Source organism: Lysinibacillus fusiformis, assembly GCF_016925635.1.
Taxonomy (GTDB): domain Bacteria; phylum Bacillota; class Bacilli; order Bacillales_A; family Planococcaceae; genus Lysinibacillus; species Lysinibacillus fusiformis_F.
The window spans coordinates 173,137-195,885 of record NZ_CP070490.1 but is presented as its reverse complement, the minus strand read 5'-3'; the positions used below and the strand labels follow the sequence as shown (position 1 = coordinate 195,885).

Here is a 22,749-nt window from a genome sequence, read left to right as displayed (position 1 = left end):
TTAAACAGAGCAATATAATTATTGGGTATTTAATGTAGAATATCCAATTGTTTAGAAAATGTGAGCTAGTGCTTAGCCAATAGAGAACAGAATGAGTCCATCGATTAAACAATTTGTTAATTAGCAAAAGATGAATATTCATGCTATCTAACAAAAGGCGTTGCTTCAGAAAATGAAGATGAGTTTACATTACTCGAAGCATTTTTCGTCTATTGGTCACTCAGATGCTACAATAATAGAGGAAAGTCCATTAGGCATAAATCAAGTGACCATTTATATAATCAAATGCGTCCTTTTCATCACTATGATACACATGTCAATGGTGGACATAATTTAGCTTTGCTTAATCAATGCGACATACAAAAAACGATCTGACGAGGTAAAGTTGTATTGAGAAATCATAAAGGCGATAAGGAAGGTGCAAGAATTGTTAGAGAAAAATTCTCATATACCTATTTATATACAAATAGAAGAGATTATTAAACAACGAATTTATTTAGAAGAATACAGAATTGGTGAGACCATCCCATCAGAACGAGAGCTTTCTGCACAATTTGATGTAAGTAGAATGACTGTACGTCAATCCATTACCAATCTAGTAAATAGTGGTCTATTATATCGAGAAAAAGGGAGAGGTACGTACGTTGCGAATCCCAAATTAGAGCAACCGTTACAGGGATTAACGAGTTTTACGGAAGATATGCGAGCAAGAGGGATGGAACCAAGCAGTAAAGTGTTACGATTTGAGAAAATCATACCACCCGTGGATATTGCAAGGGATTTAATGATAGAGCCTGGTGAAGAAGTATTTTTTGTAGTGCGTATTCGAAATGCTGATGCTCAGCCAATGGCAATTGAAAGAACGTACATCCCAGTTAAGATTTATCCGGAGTTGGATGAGAAGCAAATAATGGGCTCACTTTATGCCCTAATCGAAGCAAAGTTCCATCAAAAGATTGGGAATGCCGTACAGCAAATGGAGGCAGCCATCGTATCAAAAGAGGATAGTAAATTTCTACAGATTAATCAAACAGCACCTGTTTTAATTATCAAACGTACAAGTTATTTATCAGATGGTAAACCATTTGAGCTTGTACGTAGTACGTATCGAGCTGATCGTTATAAATTTATAAGTGAAATTAAAAGGTGATTTTATGCATGCATATTTTTCTGAAATCGAAAAGCTCATCCAGGTTGTAAAGGAAAAGGAGACAGCACATATAAGTGAAGCGGCACAAATCATTGTCCAACGCCTCCAAAAAGGTGGGATTATTCAATTATTTGGTTGTGGTCATTCTCAGCTGCTGGCACAGGAGGCATTTTATCGAGCGGGTGGATTAGTACCCGTACGTCCAATATTTATTGAACCTTTAGCCTTACATGCTGGCGCATTAGCTTCTTCAATCAATGAGAAAGATCCGAACATTATTGAACAGCATAAAGAACAGTTTGACTTTCGTGAAAATGATGTTTGTATCGTTATTTCAACCTCAGGGAGAAATGCAGCACCTATTGATGCTGCTTTGCTAGCAAAGGATTCAGATGTATTTGTGTTATCCCTCCAATCGCTCCTCTATCAGAAACAGGCTACACGTCATCACAGTGGGAAGCGGCTAGAAGATGTGGTAGATTTTGTGATCAATACACATATCCCTATTGGTGATGGTGTACTAAATATACATGAAATGCAGTATGCACCAGCGTCCACTGTTATTGGTTCATTACTATTAAATGCTTTGTTCAGTGAAATCATTGAAACACTAGCAAAGTCCTCAATAGAGTTACCGATTTTTGTCAGCAATAATGTGGATTCAGATTGGTCGCATAATGAGAAAATGATTGCCAAATATCAACATCGGATTGATTTTACGTGAAAGAATGGAGGGATTGTGGATGAAGAAAATGTATAAAATTTCATCTCCTGAAGGTATTCATGCCAGACCTGCTGCATTACTCGTAACTGCAGTGACACCGTTCCAAAGTGATATTGAATTAACGAACAAAGAAAAGTCTGTTAATTTAAAGTCCATTATGGGCGTAATGTCATTAGGTGTTAAACCAGGAAGCATTGTGGAAATTTCAGCAGTTGGACCAGATGTTGAAAATTTATTTCAGACTGTAACTGAAGTCATGTTGTCTAAGGCAATAGGAGAAGAATGGGAAGAGGAATAAAAGGTTCTTGCAGTGGGATGATAACAACCACTGCAAAAGAATCTCATGAATAATTATCTGAATATTGCAAATTATAGAGGTGGTTACATGGACATTCACATCGTCTCGCCTAATGATTATGGGCAGATTCATCGGTTAAGAGACTATTGTTTTCCAACTAAGTACACAGGGGCTCGTCGAGAGGATTTTCATTATTGGATTGAGCAAAGCACGACATTAGGAGCTTATGATCATACTAAAGTTGTAGGTCAGCTTTTAATATTGCCGTTAAATATAACGGTTCATGGAGTTTCTTATAAAATGGGAGGCATCGGCTTTGTTGCAACGTATCCTGAGTATCGACAACAGGGTATTATCAAAAGGCTTATGACAGAAGCGCTAAAAAAAATGCGGGACAATGGGCAAATGATTTCAGTATTAGCACCTTTTTCTGTGTCCTTCTATCGGTATTTTGGTTGGGAATTATTTTTTGACAAGCTCCACTATACAATTCCTCAAACACTTTTTCCATCTTTAGGGAAACAAGTAGACGTCATCAAAAGGATGAGCTTTGAATGGTTAGATCCAGAGCTTTTTCAGGTGATTAAAGATTTTCATAATGCACGGGCAATAATTCAAAATGGTGGCATGATAAGGGATGATGGATGGTGGAAAAGACTTGAGAGAAGGAGTCCAGATAGTCATTTTGCAGCCTATTTTCAAGAGAATAAAATAGAGGGCTATATTCGTTACACGATTCACAATGGGACATTTAATATCCAAGATTTTTTTGTAGCGAATTACTTAGCGGAACAAGCCATGTGGCGTTATATGACGTCTCATGCAGCAAGTGTCAGTAACATAACGGGGGTTACTAGCAATCATTATCCGTTTGGCTTTTATTTCAAGGAGCCGCAATTCAAAAGGGAAGTCATGCAGGATGTAATGATTAGAATAGTAGACGTTTTCGCATTTATGCAGCAGTATCCTTGGAAGGATATTCAAGAAACATTAACCATTCGTATTGAAGATCCATTTTGTCACTGGAATGAGCATGTTTATCAAATAAATAAAAATGGTCAGGTCTCCATAATTGAGACAAGTTCAATCTCTGACAAGCATTTGTTAACACTACCAATTAATCTTTTTTCTGCGATGATGGTTGGTTATCTTTCTGTCAAAGAGACTGTTGTCTATGCTAATCAACCTACGACGAAAAAAATTATCGAACAATGGCAATCGGCAATACCTACTGAAAAGCCAGCATTTTATGAGTATTTTTAGGTATTCAATAATAAGAAAATTTAAAATTTTTTTGGCTTTTTTTCTGGACTATACCAGTTGGTTGAAACCTTTAATTTTACTATAAAACTAGAATAGCCCAATTTTGAAAAAAAATACATCTATAGAAAATTGATGTAAAAATTATGTTGTGGTATATACCAATAGGTGCTATTCTCAAAATAAGTAAGCGATTACACAATCGAAGAAAATAAAAGGAGTGTATCGAATGAAAAACATCATGTTAGTGTGTGTAGCAGGTATGAGTACTAGTTTATTAGTGTCGAAGATGCAAAAAGCAGCGCAAGAGCAAAATATTGACGCCGATATTTACGCCATTGCTGAAGGAGAGGTGGAAAAGATCTTAGCGACAAAGAAGGCTGATGTTCTTTTATTAGGCCCACAGGTTCGTTATTTGAAAGGTTCATTTGAAACAAAATATAAGGATAAAGGCTTTCCAATCGATGTGATCAATATGGCGGATTACGGCATGATGAACGGTGAAAATGTCCTGAAACAGGCTCTACAACTAATTGGATGAAAGAAGGGGCAATGGGGAATGGAAGATACAGCATTAATGGCATCCATTATGGGACTGATTGTGCATAGTGGAAATACGAAAAGTGAGTGTATGGAAGCTATTCAGCTAGCAAAAAAGGGGCAAATTGAGGCAGCAAAAGAAAAAATCAAATTAGCGAATGAGTCATTAATTGAAGCGCATCATGCTCAAACGGGGTTACTGTCTCAAGAAGCAAGGGGAGAAAAGGTAGAGGTTTCGATGTTATTAATTCATGCCCAGGATCATTTAATGAATGCTATTACTTTTCGAGATTTAGCACAGGAAATGATTGAGCTATATGAACGAATCCAAGGGGAGTAACATCAAATTTTGATGTTATCAATAAAAAGCAAAGGGAGTGTATGTGAGTGTTCCATTTTTTAGAAGAAAAGTTTGTACCGGTTGCTGCTAGGGTTGGGAATCAGCGTCATTTAGTTGCCATTCGTGACGGATTTATTACGATTATGCCTTTAACGATTGTGGGATCTTTGGCTGTACTTTTTAACAATTTGCCTATTAAATTTTATCAAAATACACTCGATGCCATTTGGAAACATGAGACATGGACTCAATTCGGCGGTAATATTTGGAGTGCTACATTTAATATCATTTCACTGCTACTTGCCTTTACTGTTGCTTATCATCTTGCTAAAAGTTATCAAAAAGATGGTCTGTCTGCTGGGGTCATTAGTCTATCAAGCTACATGACGTTTGGGACTTTCGGGGAAGGCGGATTAACCGGCTTAACAACAGGCACGGGTGGTATATTTATTGCTCTGATTGTAGCACTACTTTCTACAGAATTGTTTTGTAGATTGTCTGGCAATCCTAAACTACTAATTAAAATGCCAACTGGTGTACCACCAGCTGTTTCCAAATCATTTGCTGCGTTACTTCCTGCCATTATTACGATTGGAATATTTGCTTTAGTACGCACCATTATTTCAGCAGGTTTTGATATACCAGATATTGTCGGGTCCTTCTACTCTGCGATTCAAGAGCCATTTATGGGTCTTACAAATACATGGATTGCTGCTTTAATTTTGGCATTTATACCTACATTTTTATGGACACTTGGCGTACATGGAGCAAATATCATCGAACCATTCATGCAAACGATTAATTTACCCGCTATAAACGAAAACGTTGCAGCCATCTCTGCTGGTAAAGTTGCGCCTTACATTGTCAATAAACCATTCTTTGATGCTTTTATTAATATGGGAGGCTCTGGCACGACAATAGCACTTATTATTGCGATTTTCATATTTGCTAGAAAGAATAAACAATATAATACAGTTGGAAGATTATCAGCAGCACCTGGGATTTTCAATATTAATGAGCCATTACTTTTTGGGTTACCAATTGTATTAAATCCGGTTTTATTCGTACCGTTCATTTTGACACCAATGATAAATGTAACAATTGCATTCTTTGCAACGAAGTGGGGCTGGGTGCCAGCTGCTACCGTCTCACCGCCATGGACAACACCACCGATTATTAATGGATTTTTAGCAACTCAATCTTGGCGTGGTGCTGTCTTGAGTATGGTTTTAATTATCATTGCCGTTTGTATTTATCTGCCATTTATCTCGATGGCGAACCGGATGGCAAGGCAGAATGAGCAAAAAGCTGCTTTAGCGGCACAGAGTGAAGAATCTGTAGTGGAAACCAAAGGACAAAAAGTAGAAGTATAAGCATCAATTAACGGAGGGTTTGAAGTGAAAAGATTAGGAATCTCGCTCTATCCGCAGCATAGTACGCTAGAGGAAATGCAGCGCTATGTTCAGCTGGCTCATGACAATGGCTTTGATCGTATTTTCACATGCCTAATGTCATTAAAACAGGATGAGGAGCGTCAAAAGTTACAGCAAATCAATGAATTTGCGCAACGCCTTGGCTTTGACATATCCGCTGATATTGCACCAGCTGTTTTTGATGATTTAGGCTTAACCTATAGAGATATTGGCTATTTAAAAGAACATTATTATTTGGCAGCATTACGTTTAGATATGGGATTTTCAGGTCAGGAAGAAGCATTGATGTCACTTGATGCAAGTAATCTAAAAATAGAATTAAACATTAGTAATGGTACGAAGTATGTAGATAATATTCTCTCTTATCAGCCCAATAAGGAGAACATTATCGGCTGTCATAATTTTTATCCAAGACGCTTTACGGGGCTATCTCGTCAGCATTTTTTACAAACGTCTCAACACTTTAAAGCACACAATGTGAGAACAGCAGCGATGATTTCCTCACAGCATGGTCAATTTGGACCTTGGGAACAAACAGAGCACGGTTTACCTACCTTAGAGGAGCACCGTCATCTCCCAATCACTGTACAGGCGAAAGATTTATGGCATACAGGGTTAATTGACGATTGTATTATTGGCAATATGTTTGCTTCTGAGGAAGAACTACGTGCATTAGGACAATTAAATCGCAATAAGCTTGAGTTAAGGGTTGACCAGTCTGAAGACACGAGCATTTTAGAGGAGACGATTCTTTATAAAGAGCCTCATTTTAATCGAGGTGATGTGTCTGAATACGTGATTCGGAGCACCCAATCCCGTGTGAAATATAAAAATGGAGATTTTCCTGTGCATGATATACGGCCATTAAAAACAGGAGATGTCACGATTGATAATAATTTAGATGTTCGTTATAAGGGAGAGCTACAGATTGTGCTAAAGGACATTCCGAATACGGGATCGAGTAATGTTGTCGCAAGCGTTGTGGAGGAAGAACAATTTTTATTAGCACATATTCAACCATGGTCATCATTTGGTTTTACTAAGTAAAGAAGAGTAAGAAAGAGATTGAGTCATCAATCTCTTTTTCATGTTTTTGAAAAAAGATGATGTCAATGGCTGAAAAAGCCCTTTTGGCAATGCGAAGGGTTGATTTCCGTTTCACCAGCGTCCTTTCCTGGGGGCGTCCAAAGAGCTGCTAATTGACGTTGGCTAACGAGGTAAAAATTGATTAATTCTACATATTGATGTAGACAATTTTGATTTTTTCTTTATATTTTTCTCTTGAACAATAACGTGATAAAATGTAAGATAGGTTTTGATTTTATCTTAGTATATAACTAGGTTTACTAATAAAATTTCATAGATGGAGAGTGTCAGGATGTTACATCAATTTTCACGTAACGAGCTCGCTATAGGAACAGAGGGTCTCGAGAAATTAAAAAATACAACGGTCGCTATACTTGGTGTAGGGGGCGTTGGGTCATTTGCGGCTGAGGCATGTGCAAGAAGCGGAATCGGTCGTATTATTTTAGTCGATAAGGATAATGTAGATATTACAAATGTCAACAGACAACTTGTCGCATACCTATCGACAGTAGGTCAATCAAAATCAGCAATTATGAAAGAGCGTATTGCAGATATTAACCCAGCATGTGAAGTGATTGACATGCATATGTTTTACACAGAAGAAACCTATGAAGAATTTTTCGCCCAAGGCATTGATTATGTGATCGATGCAAGCGATACAGTGATGTATAAAATTCATATAATGAAGGAATGTTTAAAACGTAATATTCCTATTATTTCAAGTATGGGTGCAGCAAATAAAATGGACCCTACTCGCTTCCAAATTGCAGATATTTCAAAAACACATACAGACCCATTGGCGAAAATCATTCGTACAAAGCTACGTAAAGAGGGCATTCATAAGGGTGTTACGGTTGTATTTTCAGATGAAAGTCCAATTGTCGTTCGTCCAGATGTTGTCGAACATGTAGGTAAGCCTGATGCAGCAATTCGCAAAGCAAAGATGCCGCCTTCATCCAATGCCTTTGTACCGTCCGTAGCGGGTTTAATTGCTGCCAGCTGGGTAGTCAATACCATCCTAAAAGATGTAAAAATTACGCGCGTACAAGGTTAGTACCATATACAGGTTTGGGTAATATTCAATAAACAGCATAAATGTTCATTTTCGTAGAAGTAGCTGCCTTAATTGTATTTAGAGGTAGCTACTTTTTCTATGTTACAATTAGACCGTTGTAAAAAAGGAGGCGTATACAAATGGAAAAAATTTATCAAATGGAGTATAGAGGTTTAAATTTTTTGGATGAAGTTAGCACAGTAGAGTTAGCTATAGATGAAGAAAAGCAAACTATACATATTTTTGATGTTGGACAAGTTGTCAGCCCCATTTTTAATTTTGATGTATCAGCCTACGAATTGTCAGATGGTTTTTATAAAATGGCTGATGTTCTGCGACATAAAAAAATCTTAACGAAGCAACAAACAGGTAGTGATTTAACATTAAGTGAATGGTTAATTATGAACAATGCTTATTTTTATATACCTCAAAAGCGCATTAAAAAATATGTAAATGGAAGTATTATCGAAATTGTTGATCGAGCAAAGGAACCATGGTTATTTGATGATTATGTACAAAGGTTATAATTTTACCAAAATAGTTCCTCTTATGTACATAAAATGCTATTAATTCACGAAATTGTCTTATTTTTTTCATGTCCACACTACTTCATATGGTTTATTGCTATAATTTGAATCATCCATTAGATAATCGATCAGTTTGTTTGGGATGCTTGGTGCTACGCAGTGAATAGCCAAGAAGTTAAACAGCAAATGACATATGGGAGAGTGGGAAAATGGAAATTCAAGTAATTCGTGATCATTTAGATATTGTTAAACTTCAAGAGAAAATGAATGCCATTGTATTTGACTATTTGGATACATCCAACAATTATCCAAAAGCCATGAGAGAATTAAATCCTTTATATATACAAGTCACAACCTATTATAAGGAATACGTTAATCAGCGAGCAGGGGAATTACCAAAAGCAAATACGTATTGGCATTTATTTATCGATTGTTGTGCAAAATTATGCTACTTTTTAGCTGCATCAACCTATTATTCTTCGAATGCTTTACAAGAGACACCTGAAAAAGTAGAGCGTTTATTAAAAATAGCAGCCTATTCCTTACCGAGTATTGAGCAGGAAGAGAATGAGCTATTATTAACAGATATCTTTGCTCTTTTAACTGAAGTGCTAGATGATGAAGAAAAAGCAACCATCATACGCAACGAAGTGCTGTCACAAAAGGGTGATGTGAAGCAGTGTCTTCAACAGTTTAAATTATTTGTTGATCAAGAACTTTCGGTTTAGACAATAGTAGACTATCTATTTTCAGAAAATAGCCAATACGACAAGAATCTACGCAACTAATTGTAATTAAATCAGCTTTTTCTACAATGTTCGATGTTGAAAAAGACTGATTTACTTGCCTAATTTAGTATCGTGGATTCTTTTTTTATTGTAGGGAAAGTAAAAAGACATATTATCTAGAAAGGTATTTATGTTTTTTTGTCGAATTATAGTTAAAAAATTGGTAATAGATGTTCTCACTCTGCTTAACGCTGTAAGAACTTATTGGAAGGGGGCTAGGCAATGATTGTAAATGGAATAGAAATAGATTTGGCAAATTTGGAAAAACCACTTTTACTAGTTAGTGAGGAAGATGAACTTTTATTTCAACAGCTTATCCAACCGACGATTGAACAGGAGCTTATTCAATGTCAATTAGCGCTCTCAACGAGGAAATCCATTTCATTGATCAAAGATATTTGGTTGGCTATGTATAGAGATCGAGAAAAGCTATACATCAATAGCGGCCATGCCATGCTTTACCCAATTCGTTTACTTCTTTTTGAATTAGTCACACAAGCAGAATATTTCCAACGCTTAGCAAAAAAATCGCGTGGCGATGAATGTCTTTCCCTTATCTATGCAGTCATTCTTTTACAATTTGTCTTGCAGTGGTTAAAAGATCGATTTAGTGGAAATCAAGAGGTGTATGGTGCATTAAAACGGTTATACAGAGTGTCAGATGATGAATTAAGTAAGGAACCTTCCTGTGAGACGAGAGAACAAAAAATTGCACAAGCAATTGCTGTAAAAGCAATTCGCTTTGAGGTAAGAGAAAACAATCAAGAGTTTGCGAGCTTATTGTATCAGTCTTATAATTTGATTGTTTTTTTGCATAGTAAGGTAAATGAAGGAGATGTGAAAGAATCCATTTTGCCATCACTTCGACATGTAGCAGAACCTTTAAATTTGTTTTACCAAGAACGATACACAACAAATAACCCGAGCTTTACAGGATGATTGCTAGAGCAGTCTATCCTGTTGTTTATAAAAAAAGCAAAGTCATGTCAATTACTTGAGATAGTGACTTTGCTTTTATATGATTATTTCTTATCTTGATGGAATGATTTGAGTTTTTCGTAAATGCCTGCCATACGTTTTTCCTCACCAGCAATTACAGGTTTATAGAATTCTGTCCCTACAAGTTCATCTGGTAAGTATTGCTGGTCTACCCAACCACCAAAAGTACCAATCGGTGTGTTATGTGGGTATTGATAGCCAACATGTCCTAAATCTTTTGCCCCCTCGTAATGAGCATCTCGCAGATGATGGGGGATATCGCCTGTTTTACCTTCATGTATAGCCGTAATGGCAGCGTCGATTGCCACAATGGCAGAATTGGATTTTGAGGCAAGGCACATTTCAATGACAGCACTTGCAAGTGGGATACGTGCCTCTGGTAGTCCCAGTCGTTCCGCAGCTTGTATGGCGGCTAACATATGAGGGCCAACTTCGGGATTTGCTAGACCAACATCCTCATAGGCCATAACAAGTAGGCGTCTGCTGACAGCCACTAAATCGCCTGTTTCCAATAAATGTGCTAAATAATACAGAGCGGCATTGGTATCACTGCCACGCACAGATTTTTGCAGGGCAGAGAGTAGATTATAAAAATGTGAACCTTTTTTATCGCCATACACACCAATTCGGCTAATGAGATGCTCAATGACATGATTGGCAGCAATTGTTTGTCCATCCACCTCGTCACTGGCATAATAAATGGATTCTAGCAAAGTTAATGCCTTTCGCGCATCTCCATTCGCTGCGGCTGCAATTTGTTCAATTTGTGATGGTGTTAATGCAAAATGATATTTACCTAGTCCTCGTCTTTCATCAGCCAGTGCTTTTTCAACTAGTTCGATTAAATTTTCCTTAGTTAACCGTTTTAGCTGATAAATTTCACCACAGCGTGAACGAATCGCTGGATTTACATCATGATAAGGATTTTCTGTTGTGGCACCAATTAATACAATCGAGCCATTTTCTACATGTGGTAACAATGTATCCTGCTGTAATTTATTGAAACGATGAATTTCATCCAAAAAAAGTAGTACTTTTCCAGAAATTCTGGCTTCTTGTACAATATCTTCAACATCTTTTTTACCAGCTCGTGTGGCATTAAGTGCAAAGAAAGGGAGCTTGGAACTTCCTGCAATGGCATTGGCAATGGATGTTTTACCGATTCCAGGTTCTCCATATAGCAACATGGAGGGTACATGTTCATTTTGAATCATTTTATAAAGGGCTGTATTGGGACCAATGAAATCCTGATGACCAACAATCTCATCAAGGGTTAAAGGGCGCATTCGAAAAGCGAGTGGTTCATTATGCAACATAATTCCCCCTTTCAGTCGTTGTCATTTTTTGCTTCGTGCATGTTTTTACGCTAAAATAAAGCGCTGATATAGCTTTTGAACGATTTTGAATCGCTTTAATTAGTATATCATATCCTTCTAGGTGTATTTCCGAGTTCATCAAGAGGAGATTATGATATACTGTTGGTAGTATTTTGACTAGACTAATTGAGGGTGATAAAATGAAAATTTCAACAAAGGGCCGATACGGGCTTACGATTATGATTGAATTAGCAAAGCATTATGGGGAAGGACCCATTCCTTTGCGTAAAATTGCTGCGGAAAAGGAGCTTTCTGAAGCATATTTAGAGCAATTAGTATCTCCGCTTCGTAATTCAGGCTTAGTAAAAAGTGTACGTGGTGCTTATGGTGGTTATATGCTAGCCAATCCACCTAGCGAAATTTCAGCAGCCCATGTTATTAGTGTGCTAGAAGGACCTATTCAACCAGTAGAGGGTATTGAAAATGAAGAAGCACCTCAACGAGAGTTATGGCTACGTATTCGCGATGCAGTAAAAAATGTGTTAGATACAACAACAATAGAAGATTTAGCACAATATACAGAAGAGAATGTAGTAGAAGGCTACATGTTCTATATTTAATAATGTTCAAGCTAAAGCGCTACTCCTACATTCACCTCATTCTTTAGGGCGGTTGTGAGCTATTCACATCTCAATGGCTATTTTTACGATGAGTGATGTGGGTTTTGCGCTTTTGTCTCGATTCAGCGAATGTTTTTTGTACCGAAAATGAAGCACCAAGTACGGAAGACTCCCTTCTCATAGAGGAGCAAAGAATGCTTGTATTGATTTTGCAAGCATTAACTGAATCAAGCTAAAGCCTCTGGCGGATGTTACAAAGTTTTAAAAGGAGCTTTTCGAGCAAGCTCGAAAAAATCCTGACTCAATTAGGCCGAGGCGTAATTGATGAAAAAAAGGAGTTTTCAACATGAATTCATATATCTATCTCGATCATGCGGCCACATCTCCGATGAATGGCCAAGTAATAGAAGCGATGACGACTGCTATGCAACAGGTATTTGGCAACGCATCCAGTATCCATAGAGCAGGTCGAGAAGCAAGAAAATATCTAGATGATGCACGTGAGCTATTAGCCAATTCTATTGGTGCCCAAGCTGGGGAAATTATTTTCACAAGTGGTGGCACAGAAGCGGACAATATGGCGATTTTAGGAACTGTCTATGCCCATGCAAACGAAGGAAAACACATCATTACAACGCAAGTAGAGCATCATGCAGTATTACATACTTGTGAAAAACTTGAACGCGATGGCTTTGAGGTGACTTATTTACCAGTAGATCAAATGGGGCGAGTAGCGGTTGAGGATGTCCAAAAAGCTCTGCGTGAAGATACCATTTTAGTGACAATCATGTACGGAAATAATGAAGTTGGTACGATTCAACCAATTGCTGAAATTGGTGAGCTATTACGTGAGCATCGTGCCATCTTCCATACAGATGCGGTTCAGGCTTATGGCTTAGAGCGCATTGATGTAAAGCAATTGCAGGTGGATTTATTGAGTGTATCTGCTCATAAAATCAATGGTCCAAAAGGTGTTGGATTCCTTTATCAAAAGTCGGGCACACCGTTAGCGAGCTATGCTCTTGGGGGCGCACAAGAGAAAAAACGTCGTGCAGGTACTGAAAATATACCTGCCATTATTGGTTTTGCAACTGCAGTGCAAGTTGCAAATGAGTTGCGTGAAGAAAAGCGTTCACTATACAATCACTTTAAGCAAATTATGCTTGATGTTTTTTCGCAGGAAAAGCTAGCATTCCATGTAAATGGTGATGAGGTGCATTCATTGCCACATGTTCTAAATATTAGCTTTGAGGGCATGGAAGTAGAATCATTTTTAGTGAACCTTGATATGGCAGGAATTTATGCATCGAGTGGTTCGGCATGTACTGCTGGGTCGATTGATCCATCGCATGTGTTAGTAGCAATGTTTGGACAAAGTGCAGAAGAGCTACGAAACTCCATCCGATTCAGCTTTGGGCAGGATTTAACGGAAAAGGATATCCGAAATGCAGCGGAAAAAACGGCTCAAATTGTGAAAAAACTAGCTAAAAAATAATTTGCGCAATACCAATGTTATGTTTCTATAAATATTGAAGCATGCACTGTAATTAGATAAAAGAAAAGGTGACCACAATGAAAGAAACACGTGACCCCTCACAAATTCGAGTTGTTGTCGGCATGTCAGGTGGGGTAGATTCGTCGGTGGCAGCATACTTGTTAAAACAACAAGGATATGAAGTAATCGGGATCTTTATGAAAAACTGGGATGATACGGACGAAAACGGTGTTTGTACAGCAACAGAAGATTATGACGATGTGATTAAAGTATGTAATCAAATTGGTATCCCATATTATGCTGTCAATTTCGAGAAACAATATTGGGATAAAGTTTTCACATACTTTTTAGAAGAATATAAGGCAGGGCGTACACCAAACCCTGATGTGATGTGCAATAAAGAAATTAAATTTAAAGCATTTTTAGAGCATGCCATGAACCTTGGTGCTGATTACTTAGCGACGGGTCACTATGCACGAATTGATCGTAGTGGTGATGGCGAGGTAAAAATGTTACGTGGTGTTGATGATAACAAAGATCAAACATACTTTTTAAACCAATTATCACAAGAGCAATTGGCGCATGTGATGTTCCCGATTGGCGATATTGAGAAAAAAGAAGTACGTAAAATTGCAGAGGAAGCTGGACTTGCTACGGCCAAGAAAAAAGATTCAACGGGCATTTGCTTTATTGGAGAACGTAATTTCAAAGAGTTTTTGAGTCAATATTTACCAGCTCAACCAGGCAAGATGGAAACAATGGATGGTGTTGTTATGGGTCAACACGATGGCTTAATGTACTATACACTTGGGCAACGACATGGTCTTGGTATTGGTGGAGACGGCGAGCCTTGGTTTGTGCTAGGAAAAGATTTAGAACGTAATGTTCTGCTTGTCGGACAAGGCTTTGACAATGAATATTCGTATTCTACATCACTAACAGCTGTGAAAATGAACTATACTTCGACAAAAAAATTGCCTGGGAAATTTTCTTGTACAGCAAAATTCCGTTATCGTCAAACCGATACACCAGTGGAAGTTGAAATTTTACCAGACGGCCGTGCACATATTACATTCGCAGAACCTGTACGTGCAATTACACCAGGACAGGCTGTAGTACTATACAATGGAGAAGAATGTATGGGTGGCGGAACGATTGATGAAGTCTTTAAAAGTAATGAAAAACTAACATATGTTGGATAAATTGCGTTAAGACTGCTTTTACGGCCTCTTGGCTCCCTAAAAGCAGTCTTTCGCTACATAGAGGTGAAAAACGAATGAATTATAATGAACAGGGCATCCAAGCATTTCAAGAAAAACGTTATGAGGATGCTGCTCAACTATTTACAAAAGCAATCGAAGCAGAGCCTGAAAATGCTATTGGTTATGTAAATTTCGGCAATTTATTAGCCGTGTTAGAGGATACTGAACGAGCAGAACGTTTCTTCCAAAAGGCCATTACTGTGGATGAAACAGCAGCTACAGCCTATTATGGTCTAGCCAATTTATATTACAATGCTGAACGCTATGCTGAGGCTGTGAAGCTGTATGAACAAGCGCTAAAGCATCATATTGAAGGTGCAGATGTCTATTATATGATGGGGAAATGCTTTGAGCGTATGGATAACTCAAAATTGGCCTTACCTTATTTACAACGTGCGGTAGAACTTGCTCCAGATGATACACAAATTCGTTTAGCCTATGCGATCGTACTATGTGCGTTAGAAATGTTTGATGAAGGGAAGAAGGAACTGGATCTCTTGATTGAACAGGATTGGAATAATGCAGATGCACATTATAATTTAGGTGTACTATATGCTGTATCCACTGAACAAACGGAAGATGCGATGTATCATTTGAAACAAGCCTTTACCTTACAACCGGAATACGACCAAGCACGTTATCTTTACGATATGATTGCCCAACGATTTAACTGATAGATAATAAGCAGCGAGTTAATCTACTTGCTGCTTTTTTTATTGAAATTGTCTAGTAAAACTGCAAATCAATCGTTTATTTTTTCATAGAATGAACTCGTTTCTCTTTTATTTTTAGTTCAAACTTGGTAATGTATGTCATGCAGGAAAGGAAAAGGTGACAGGATGAATAAAGTATTTATTGCACTATTACTTGTAACAGCACTCGCTGCAATTGAAGGAACAATTGTTAGTACAGCTATTCCAAGTATTACGGCTGATTTATTAGGCGTAGACTTAATAAGCTGGATTTATTCCGCTTATTTACTAGCTTCAGCCATTGCGGCAATTATTTTTGGTAAGCTAGCTGATTTATTTGGGCGCAAACGGATGATTATTACAGGTATTATTATTTTTTTAGTAGGTTCTATGTTATGTGGTTTAGCGCAATCCATGGAGCAATTAATAGTCTTCCGAGCAATTCAAGGTATTGGCGCAGGTTCAATTTTACCCATCACATTAACAATGGTCGGTGAATTGTTTAAGACTGAAAAAGAGCGTGCCAAAGGACAAAGTTATTTAAGTATGGTATGGGGCGTGTCTGGCGTTGTGGGTCCATTATTTGGAGGCTTTATTGTTGACCAAGTATCTTGGCATTTCATTTTCTTTATTAATGTACCATTTGGTTTAGCCTCAATCTATTTAATTGCTAAACATTATAAAGAACAACTAGAAGCAGTGAAGCGCAAAATTGACTATTTAGGTGCAGCATTTTTTACAATTGGCATGGTGGCACTGCTATTTGTTATTATCGAAAACAGTAAAACACAGACTTGGTTATCAGGTCAATCGCTGCTAATGTATGGGGTTGCTCTTGTATTCTTAAGTATTTTTATCTGGGTGGAGTTGCGAGCAGAGGAGCCAATTATTCCGTTAACTCTGTTTAAAAATGGACGACTAATGGTCATTAATGCTTTAACTTTAAGCGGCATGTCTATTGTCATTGGTGTGACGGTTTATATTCCGATATTTGCCCAAAGTGTTTTAGGTAAAAATGCAACACAAGCTGGTTTATTATTAACACCGATGTCTATTTTTTGGACGGTGAACTCGATTATGGCAGGTTATTTAATCGGACGTTTAACAAATAAACGCATTATCCAAATGGGTACGATTTTACTTGTTACGGGTGCGCTATTGTTGGCAAGATTATCTTCAGGTTCTAGTGATTTCAGCGTTTATTTCGCTTCATCATTAATTGGACTAGGGATGGGCTTTATCATGCCGATGTTGATGATTTCCATACAAAAGGTGGCAGATCCGAAGCAGCTTGGTATATCAATTGGTTTGAACTCCTTTACGAATACATTTAGCCAAGCGATTGGGGCAGCACTATTTGGTATGATTTTCAACCTAGCAACGAGTGAAAAAATGGCTTCATTAGGAAAAGGTGAAATTCAATTAAATGGTGAATTTGCAAAAGGTGGCTTTAATATAGAAGAAGTAAGCTTTTTAAAGGACACCATTGCGAATGGCGTCAGTTACGTATATGTCGCTACCTTTATTTTTGCCATTTGTGCTCTTATTTTCTCCTTCTTTGTAGCAACGAAATCCAAGGCGCAATAGCGAATAAACAGTAAAATCCACCTCATATTCTGTGATCATGCAGAGTGTGAGGTGGATTTTTCATTTGATGAACATATTTAAGAATGAATTTATTTTTTGAATAGAGCATTATCGATTATCTTACTGCCAGGAAGATCCGTTAAGTATTTAGCTAGATGGGCGATCGGGGTACTGTCTAGCAATGAAGGCTCTGCTTCATTTTCCTTTAAAATATTGATTTCTTTATTCAGTCGCTCCATTTTTCGATCTAACTCAGCTGCTTGTAGAGCGGCTTCCTTTAATTCAAGTCGAATATGCTCGGGTACTTCTTTGTTATACTTATAATAAATTTTGTGCTCTAAGCTTGCCCAGAAATCCATTGCAATTGTACGAATTTGGATCTCTGTATAGACCTTTTCCATATGGTCTGACATAAAGATAGGGATTTTAATGATGAGATGTAAGCTTTGGTAGCCATTTTCTTTTGGATTGGCTATATAATCTTTCACCGCAACAACTTCTATGTCATGCTGTGCTTGTAACATGGCGCTTACCTTGTAAATATCCTCCACGAAGGAACAGGTGATGCGAGCACCTGCTATATCACGAATATTTTCACGAACAGCCTCCATTGATGGAGGAAGCTCTTTTTTCATCATCTTTGTTAAAATACTTTTCGGTGATTTGACACGTGTAGAAATATGCTCAATTGGATTATATTCATGTATCAGCTTAAATTCTTCTTGTAAGATATTTATTTTCGTTTCCACTTCTTGGAGAGCAAATTTGTAGGCTAAAAAGAAGCGTGTTAATTCAGTTTGGAATGATTTTAAAGTGTTTACTTCTAGTTCAGTTTTCATCGTTTGTAAATCCTTTCTTTCTTTGTTCGATTTTTATTTTTTGTAGGGCGGTGATTGCAATGAGATAGCCGATAATTGGTGAAATTCCATAGCCCATAATAGGCATTGGAAAATTACCAAGGAAAGTAACAAGGATTGTCATTAGAAAATATAGACCTAAAGCCATTGCCAATGTATCTTTTTTCCATGGGATAAAGAATGGATATACTAACATTAGGAGTGCTATCACACCTGCAAAAAGGAAAATACTTCCCATATCAGCCACTAAAAAAATAATTTGCTCTACATACGGGACTGGAGCTAAATGATCAAGAAACATCCATGATGCTAGGACAAATATGGCTAATATAATTAGGGTAATATACTTCCCTTTCGAATTTTCTATAGCTCGCCATAAAATAATGGTGGATGCACAAGCAAACGCAGTGAGTTGCCCTGCATCTGGTTGCATGATTAATATACCTTCTATGAGGATTATGAATCCTATAGAAAATAATAAATTTTTACTTTTTGAAAGCTTCCATAAATAAATAATTAACATAGGTAAAATAATACTAGCCATATAAAAATGAAATGGACCAACAATTATCCATCGATGGACACCCTCTATACCATTAAACCAAAAGGGCATAATGAGTAATATAATTAATACAGATGTGATAGAAAGAGGGCTTTTATCTAAAAGTTTAAGGCTAGTTTTAGTTAAAACAACATAGCAAAAACGAACGCCTACAATCCAGATGAATAGGTTTTGTATCCAAATAGAGAAGCCTACGCCGTAAGAGATCATGGTGATCATCCCTATGAGAAGGGCGGGAAGCATAAAAAAATAAGGTAGGAAATTTTGAGTATGAAGTTTAGCCATGTGAACCCCCTATAGTTCATGCTATACAATATATAACTCACATGACAATGAAAAGGTTTCAGAAATACGAGAAAGGAATAATGCAGAAGAGGTGTGGAGTTAAAACAAAGGGAAGCTAGTTACCCCTTGTTTTAACTAATAATTTCAGCATTTAAGTTATAACGCTTATTAAACTCATCAACGAAAACTTGTAAATCAATATAGGTTCCGATATAAGGTTCTGTTTCTTGATCGCGTAAAAAGCCACATGTTGCCTTTAATGATTTTGAAAATTCCAGTAACATTTGCTCGTTGTCAAGTTGCACTTGAATCGCAAGAGAATCATCTTTTTTATTCACTTTAAAATATTTACCATCTATGATTCTCTCTAAATTTGTTTCTTGAAATGGAAAAACATAATCTTTATAAATAAGCTTCACAAGATCCCGCCTTTTTTACAATATTCTACTACATCTGTATAAGGTAAATCGCCACCAAAAATAGAGAGCGCACTCCCAATGGTTACATGAAGTTTTCCATTGGCTAATTGGTTAAATCTTTCTAAGTCTTCAATTGATCGGACACCGCCTGCATAGGTAGTAGGGATAGATGTCCAAGCAGCTAAATCCCGTACCAAGCTTTCCTGCATGCCACCCTTTTTTCCTTCAACATCGACAGCATGAATTAACAGTTCATCACAAAAACCTTCAATATAAGCAATGGATGCTGCATTGACTTCGAAATGACTAAATGTAGTCCATTTATCTGTCATGACAAACCACTTCCCGTCACGCATCTTACAACTGAGATCGATGACAAGGTGTTCTTTACCAATTAATTGATTTAAATGCTTTAAACGTGCTAAATCTAGCTGACCATCATGAAAAATATAGGATGTGACAATGACATGTGAAGCACCTGCATCAATATACTTTTGAGCATTGTCAGCTGTGATGCCACCACCAATTTGTAAGCCTTGAGGATAAGCTGTTAAAGCGGATAAGGCAGCATCTTCATTACCTGAACCGAGCATGATAACGTGTCCACCTGTTAAACGATCTTGGGCAAACATTTGTGCATAGTAGCTAGCGTCATGATGAGAAATAAAATTTTCTACAACTGCTTGATTCGTATACCCCAAAGTGCTCCCTACAATTTGTTTTACTTTGCCATCGTGTAAATCGATGCAAGGTCTAAATTCCAATAATTTCACAATCCTTCCGTGCAACTAATTCTTATTTATCATAGCATGGAACGGAGAATAAAGGCAGAGAATTGTCATTTGTCAAAATAATGTAAAATATTGAAGCGATTATATTTTTGGCTGCTATATTTTCATGAGGCTATGGTAAAATAAAAAGATTGAAAACTATAAGAAAGGACGGACCGAACATGACAGATCACCTAGATTTATTTGAACTTAATAAATTTTTTATACTCGGACGTCCGATCGTCTCTATCTTTCATAATGCACAAAATATGTATTCGATTGTACGAGTGAAAATTCAAGAGACGAATTTGCAATATGAAGATAAAGAAATTATCGTTGTAGGTTATTTTCCACCATTACAAATGGATGAACAATATCGTTTTACAGGGATCTTAAAACAGCATCCTAAATACGGTGCTCAATTTCAAATTGAGACATTTACGAAAGAGGTTCCTGCAACTGAGCAAGGGATTATTCATTATTTATCTAGTGACTTATTCGTAGGGATTGGGAAAAAAACGGCTGAAACGATTGTTGAAAAACTAGGTGCTAATGCACTCCGTGTTATTTTAGAAGATCCTAGTGCACTCGATTCTGTTCCACGTCTATCCGCTGAAAAAAAAGAAGTCATTCATCGCACTATTGAGCAAAACTTAGGCTTAGAACGGGTCATGATTCAACTGAATGAGTGGGGATTTGGTCCCCAGCTTGGCATGAAAATCTATCAAACCTATCGAACAGAAGCCATTGAATTACTGACAGAAAATCCATACCGCTTGATTGAAGATGTGGAAGGGGTTGGTTTCTTTCGAGCTGACGAGCTAGGTGCAAAATTAGGTATAACCGGCAAACATCCTGATCGTGTCAAAGCAGCGATTTTCCATATTTTAAATACAGCTGCTTTATCGGATGGACATGTCTATCTAGATGCCGAACATGTTTTACCCCTCGTCAAGGAAATGCTTGAACAAAGCCAACGACAGGAGATACCATTCGAGGACATTTCTCAAGCCTGTATCGAACTGCGTGAAGAAGGCAAAATTTGTGGTGAAGAGACGAGGTTATATTTACCATCACTTTATTTTTCAGAGGTTGGAATTGCATCGAAAATCGTATCGCTAATTGAGCGAAATAACAAGGCTGAACATTTTAGTAAAGATGAAATTCGAAAAGCCATTGGGGAAACAGAGGAGCTACTCCATGTTACCTATGCAGAAACACAAGCAAATGCCATTGAACAGGCTTTAAATTCAGCTGTGATGATTTTAACGGGTGGCCCTGGTACGGGGAAAACGACTGTTGTACGTGGAGTCGTGGAAGTTTATGCAAAGCTTCATGGCTTATCCTTAAATCCAAAAGAGTATGCTCAAAAAGAAGAGCCTTTTCCGATCATCCTTTGTGCGCCAACTGGACGTGCTGCTAAACGATTAGCCGAATCAACAGAGCTTCCTGCGATGACCATTCATCGACTGCTTGGCTTTACAGGGCAAGAAAAAGAGGAGGAAACAGAGCGGGAAGTGACAGGGAAGCTGATTATCGTGGATGAAATGTCCATGGTGGATACATGGCTTGCCCATCAATTATTAAAAGCTTTACATGAGGATGTACAGGTTGTCTTTGTAGGAGATCAGGATCAGCTCCCACCAGTGGGTCCAGGACAGGTGTTAAAGGATTTATTAGCATCCAAACAGCTGCCAACCGTTGAGCTAACAGATGTTTACCGACAAGCAGAAGGCTCAACGATTATTGAACTAGCCCATCAAATAAAAAAAGGAACGATTCCAAAAGAGTTAACAGCTAAAACGTCTGATCGTTCGTTTATTAAAGCTTCAGCCGATCAAGTTGCCAATGTGGTCACACAGGTTGTCAAAAGTGCTGTCACAAAAGGTCAGGAAATCCGCAATATTCAAGTGTTAGCGCCCATGTATAAAGGACCGGCTGGCATAGATAATTTAAATAAAATGATTCAAGAGCTTATTAATCCAAATGATACAGGAACAAGAAAAGAGCTAGTCTTTGGAGATGTCACCTATCGAATAAAAGATAAAGTCCTTCAGTTAGTCAATCAACCTGAAAGCAATGTCTTTAATGGAGATATGGGAGAGGTCATTAGTATTATTAAGGCAAAAGAGACAGTAGAAAAACAAGATTTACTGATCGTATCCTTTGATGGCATTGAAGTGACCTATCAACGAAGTGATCTCAATCAATTGACACTAGCTTATTGTTGTTCTATCCATAAATCGCAAGGCTCTGAGTTTCAAACGGTTATTATGCCTGTTGTTAGAGGGTATTCCAAAATGCTGCGGCGTAATCTTTTGTACACAGGGATTACACGAGCTAAAAACTTTTTGATTTTATGTGGTGAACCTGATGTGCTTGCAGATGGCTTACAACGTACAGATGACCTACAACGTTTCACCTCGTTACGTGCAAGACTTAATCCAATGGAAATCGATGAAGAACTTGAGAAAGTAGAGGCAGTGCCAGTAGAAGATGAAGGAATGAACGAGCCTGTTTCCATTGAACAAAAGCTAACAGTAGAAACAGCCCCTTATATTCATCCAATGATTGGTATGAATGATGTCTCTCCATATGATTTTTTGGATAATTAAAATAAATACCATCAGCTATATGTACCCGATTAGACTGTCTAATCGGGTTTTTCTAATTGATCGTATCGTC

Annotated in this window: 23 protein-coding genes; 18 read left to right on the top strand and 5 right to left on the bottom strand. The window is 37.6% G+C overall.

From position 1 onward, the window contains the following. Positions 1–427: 427 nt before the first annotated feature. From JTI58_RS00935 to JTI58_RS00880, 12 genes are all read left to right on the top strand, one after another. Positions 428–1,150: a GntR family transcriptional regulator gene (locus JTI58_RS00935; RefSeq protein ID WP_205444596.1), complete on the top strand. Its 723-nt coding sequence runs from the start codon at positions 428–430 to the stop codon at positions 1,148–1,150. Positions 1,151–1,154: 4 nt separating this feature from the next. After that, the gene (locus tag JTI58_RS00930; RefSeq protein WP_205444594.1) at positions 1,155–1,874 is read left to right on the top strand and encodes a sugar isomerase domain-containing protein; all 720 of its coding nucleotides are present in this window, start codon (positions 1,155–1,157) and stop codon (positions 1,872–1,874) included. 19 nt (positions 1,875–1,893) lie between these two features. Further along, positions 1,894–2,172: an HPr family phosphocarrier protein gene (locus JTI58_RS00925; protein WP_205444593.1), complete on the top strand. Its 279-nt coding sequence runs from the start codon at positions 1,894–1,896 to the stop codon at positions 2,170–2,172. An 87-nt stretch (positions 2,173–2,259) separates the two neighbouring features. Next, complete coding sequence (locus JTI58_RS00920; protein ID WP_205444591.1) at positions 2,260–3,435, top strand: GNAT family N-acetyltransferase; 1,176 nt, start codon at positions 2,260–2,262, stop codon at positions 3,433–3,435. Between the two features lie 226 nt (positions 3,436–3,661). Next, positions 3,662–3,973: a PTS sugar transporter subunit IIB gene (locus JTI58_RS00915; protein ID WP_004226780.1), complete on the top strand. Its 312-nt coding sequence runs from the start codon at positions 3,662–3,664 to the stop codon at positions 3,971–3,973. An 18-nt stretch (positions 3,974–3,991) separates the two neighbouring features. After that, a complete protein-coding gene (locus JTI58_RS00910) occupies positions 3,992–4,312 on the top strand; it encodes a PTS lactose/cellobiose transporter subunit IIA (protein WP_004226783.1) in 321 nt (106 codons plus the stop codon). Between the two features lie 47 nt (positions 4,313–4,359). Then, positions 4,360–5,685 (top strand): PTS sugar transporter subunit IIC, encoded by a 1,326-nt coding sequence (locus JTI58_RS00905; RefSeq protein WP_205444589.1) that lies wholly within the window; start codon positions 4,360–4,362, stop codon positions 5,683–5,685. A 24-nt stretch (positions 5,686–5,709) separates the two neighbouring features. Continuing rightward, a complete protein-coding gene (locus JTI58_RS00900; RefSeq protein ID WP_205444587.1) occupies positions 5,710–6,792 on the top strand; it encodes a DUF871 domain-containing protein in 1,083 nt (360 codons plus the stop codon). Positions 6,793–7,123: 331 nt separating this feature from the next. Next, positions 7,124–7,885: a tRNA threonylcarbamoyladenosine dehydratase gene (locus JTI58_RS00895; RefSeq protein WP_066036487.1), complete on the top strand. Its 762-nt coding sequence runs from the start codon at positions 7,124–7,126 to the stop codon at positions 7,883–7,885. A gap of 140 nt (positions 7,886–8,025) precedes the next feature. Next, positions 8,026–8,412 carry a hypothetical protein gene (locus JTI58_RS00890; RefSeq protein ID WP_205444586.1) on the top strand — a complete coding sequence of 129 codons (387 nt, stop codon included), beginning with the start codon at positions 8,026–8,028 and terminating at the stop codon, positions 8,410–8,412. Positions 8,413–8,621: 209 nt separating this feature from the next. Continuing rightward, a complete protein-coding gene (locus tag JTI58_RS00885; protein ID WP_205444584.1) occupies positions 8,622–9,140 on the top strand; it encodes a hypothetical protein in 519 nt (172 codons plus the stop codon). 282 nt (positions 9,141–9,422) lie between these two features. After that, positions 9,423–10,139 (top strand): hypothetical protein, encoded by a 717-nt coding sequence (locus JTI58_RS00880; protein WP_205444583.1) that lies wholly within the window; start codon positions 9,423–9,425, stop codon positions 10,137–10,139. An 83-nt stretch (positions 10,140–10,222) separates the two neighbouring features. Here JTI58_RS00880 and JTI58_RS00875 read toward each other — a convergent pair whose 3' ends face one another. Beyond that, positions 10,223–11,512, bottom strand: coding sequence for a replication-associated recombination protein A (locus tag JTI58_RS00875; protein WP_205444581.1), 1,290 nt, complete (start codon positions 11,510–11,512; stop codon positions 10,223–10,225). Positions 11,513–11,715: 203 nt separating this feature from the next. Here JTI58_RS00875 and cymR point away from each other — a divergent pair, with 203 nt between their 5' ends. The 5 genes from cymR to JTI58_RS00850 all read left to right on the top strand — a co-directional run bounded on the left by cymR (position 11,716) and on the right by JTI58_RS00850 (position 17,171). Further along, a complete protein-coding gene (gene cymR, locus JTI58_RS00870) occupies positions 11,716–12,135 on the top strand; it encodes a cysteine metabolism transcriptional regulator CymR (RefSeq protein WP_004226809.1) in 420 nt (139 codons plus the stop codon). Positions 12,136–12,481: 346 nt separating this feature from the next. Further along, on the top strand, positions 12,482–13,630 hold the full coding sequence (locus JTI58_RS00865; protein WP_205444580.1) for a cysteine desulfurase family protein: 1,149 nt from the start codon (positions 12,482–12,484) through the stop codon (positions 13,628–13,630). Between the two features lie 77 nt (positions 13,631–13,707). Continuing rightward, positions 13,708–14,832 carry a tRNA 2-thiouridine(34) synthase MnmA gene (gene mnmA, locus JTI58_RS00860; RefSeq protein ID WP_205444578.1) on the top strand — a complete coding sequence of 375 codons (1,125 nt, stop codon included), beginning with the start codon at positions 13,708–13,710 and terminating at the stop codon, positions 14,830–14,832. A gap of 74 nt (positions 14,833–14,906) precedes the next feature. Next, on the top strand, positions 14,907–15,566 hold the full coding sequence (locus tag JTI58_RS00855; RefSeq protein WP_205444577.1) for a tetratricopeptide repeat protein: 660 nt from the start codon (positions 14,907–14,909) through the stop codon (positions 15,564–15,566). Between the two features lie 165 nt (positions 15,567–15,731). Further along, positions 15,732–17,171 carry an MDR family MFS transporter gene (locus JTI58_RS00850; RefSeq protein WP_205444576.1) on the top strand — a complete coding sequence of 480 codons (1,440 nt, stop codon included), beginning with the start codon at positions 15,732–15,734 and terminating at the stop codon, positions 17,169–17,171. Between the two features lie 89 nt (positions 17,172–17,260). Here the strand turns inward: JTI58_RS00850 and JTI58_RS00845 are convergent, their stop codons facing one another. From JTI58_RS00845 to hisA, 4 genes are all read right to left on the bottom strand, one after another. Next, entirely contained in the window at positions 17,261–18,010 is a 750-nt protein-coding gene (locus tag JTI58_RS00845; RefSeq protein WP_205444574.1) for a GTP pyrophosphokinase, read from the bottom strand. Further along, the gene (locus JTI58_RS00840) at positions 18,000–18,875 is read right to left on the bottom strand and encodes a putative peptidoglycan glycosyltransferase FtsW/RodA (RefSeq protein WP_243456270.1); all 876 of its coding nucleotides are present in this window, start codon (positions 18,873–18,875) and stop codon (positions 18,000–18,002) included. Before JTI58_RS00840 ends, JTI58_RS00845 begins: the two co-directional genes overlap by 11 nt. Before the next feature lie 131 nt (positions 18,876–19,006). After that, positions 19,007–19,294, bottom strand: coding sequence for a hypothetical protein (locus JTI58_RS00835; protein WP_205444573.1), 288 nt, complete (start codon positions 19,292–19,294; stop codon positions 19,007–19,009). Then, positions 19,291–20,058 carry a phosphoribosylformimino-5-aminoimidazole carboxamide ribotide isomerase gene (gene hisA / locus JTI58_RS00830; protein ID WP_205444571.1) on the bottom strand — a complete coding sequence of 256 codons (768 nt, stop codon included), beginning with the start codon at positions 20,056–20,058 and terminating at the stop codon, positions 19,291–19,293. The genes JTI58_RS00835 and hisA overlap by 4 nt, the downstream gene beginning before the upstream one ends. A 188-nt stretch (positions 20,059–20,246) precedes the next feature. On the opposite strand from hisA, the gene recD2 reads away from it, so the two are divergent. Continuing rightward, complete coding sequence (gene recD2, locus JTI58_RS00825) at positions 20,247–22,679, top strand: SF1B family DNA helicase RecD2 (protein ID WP_205444570.1); 2,433 nt, start codon at positions 20,247–20,249, stop codon at positions 22,677–22,679. Positions 22,680–22,749 lie beyond the last annotated feature (70 nt).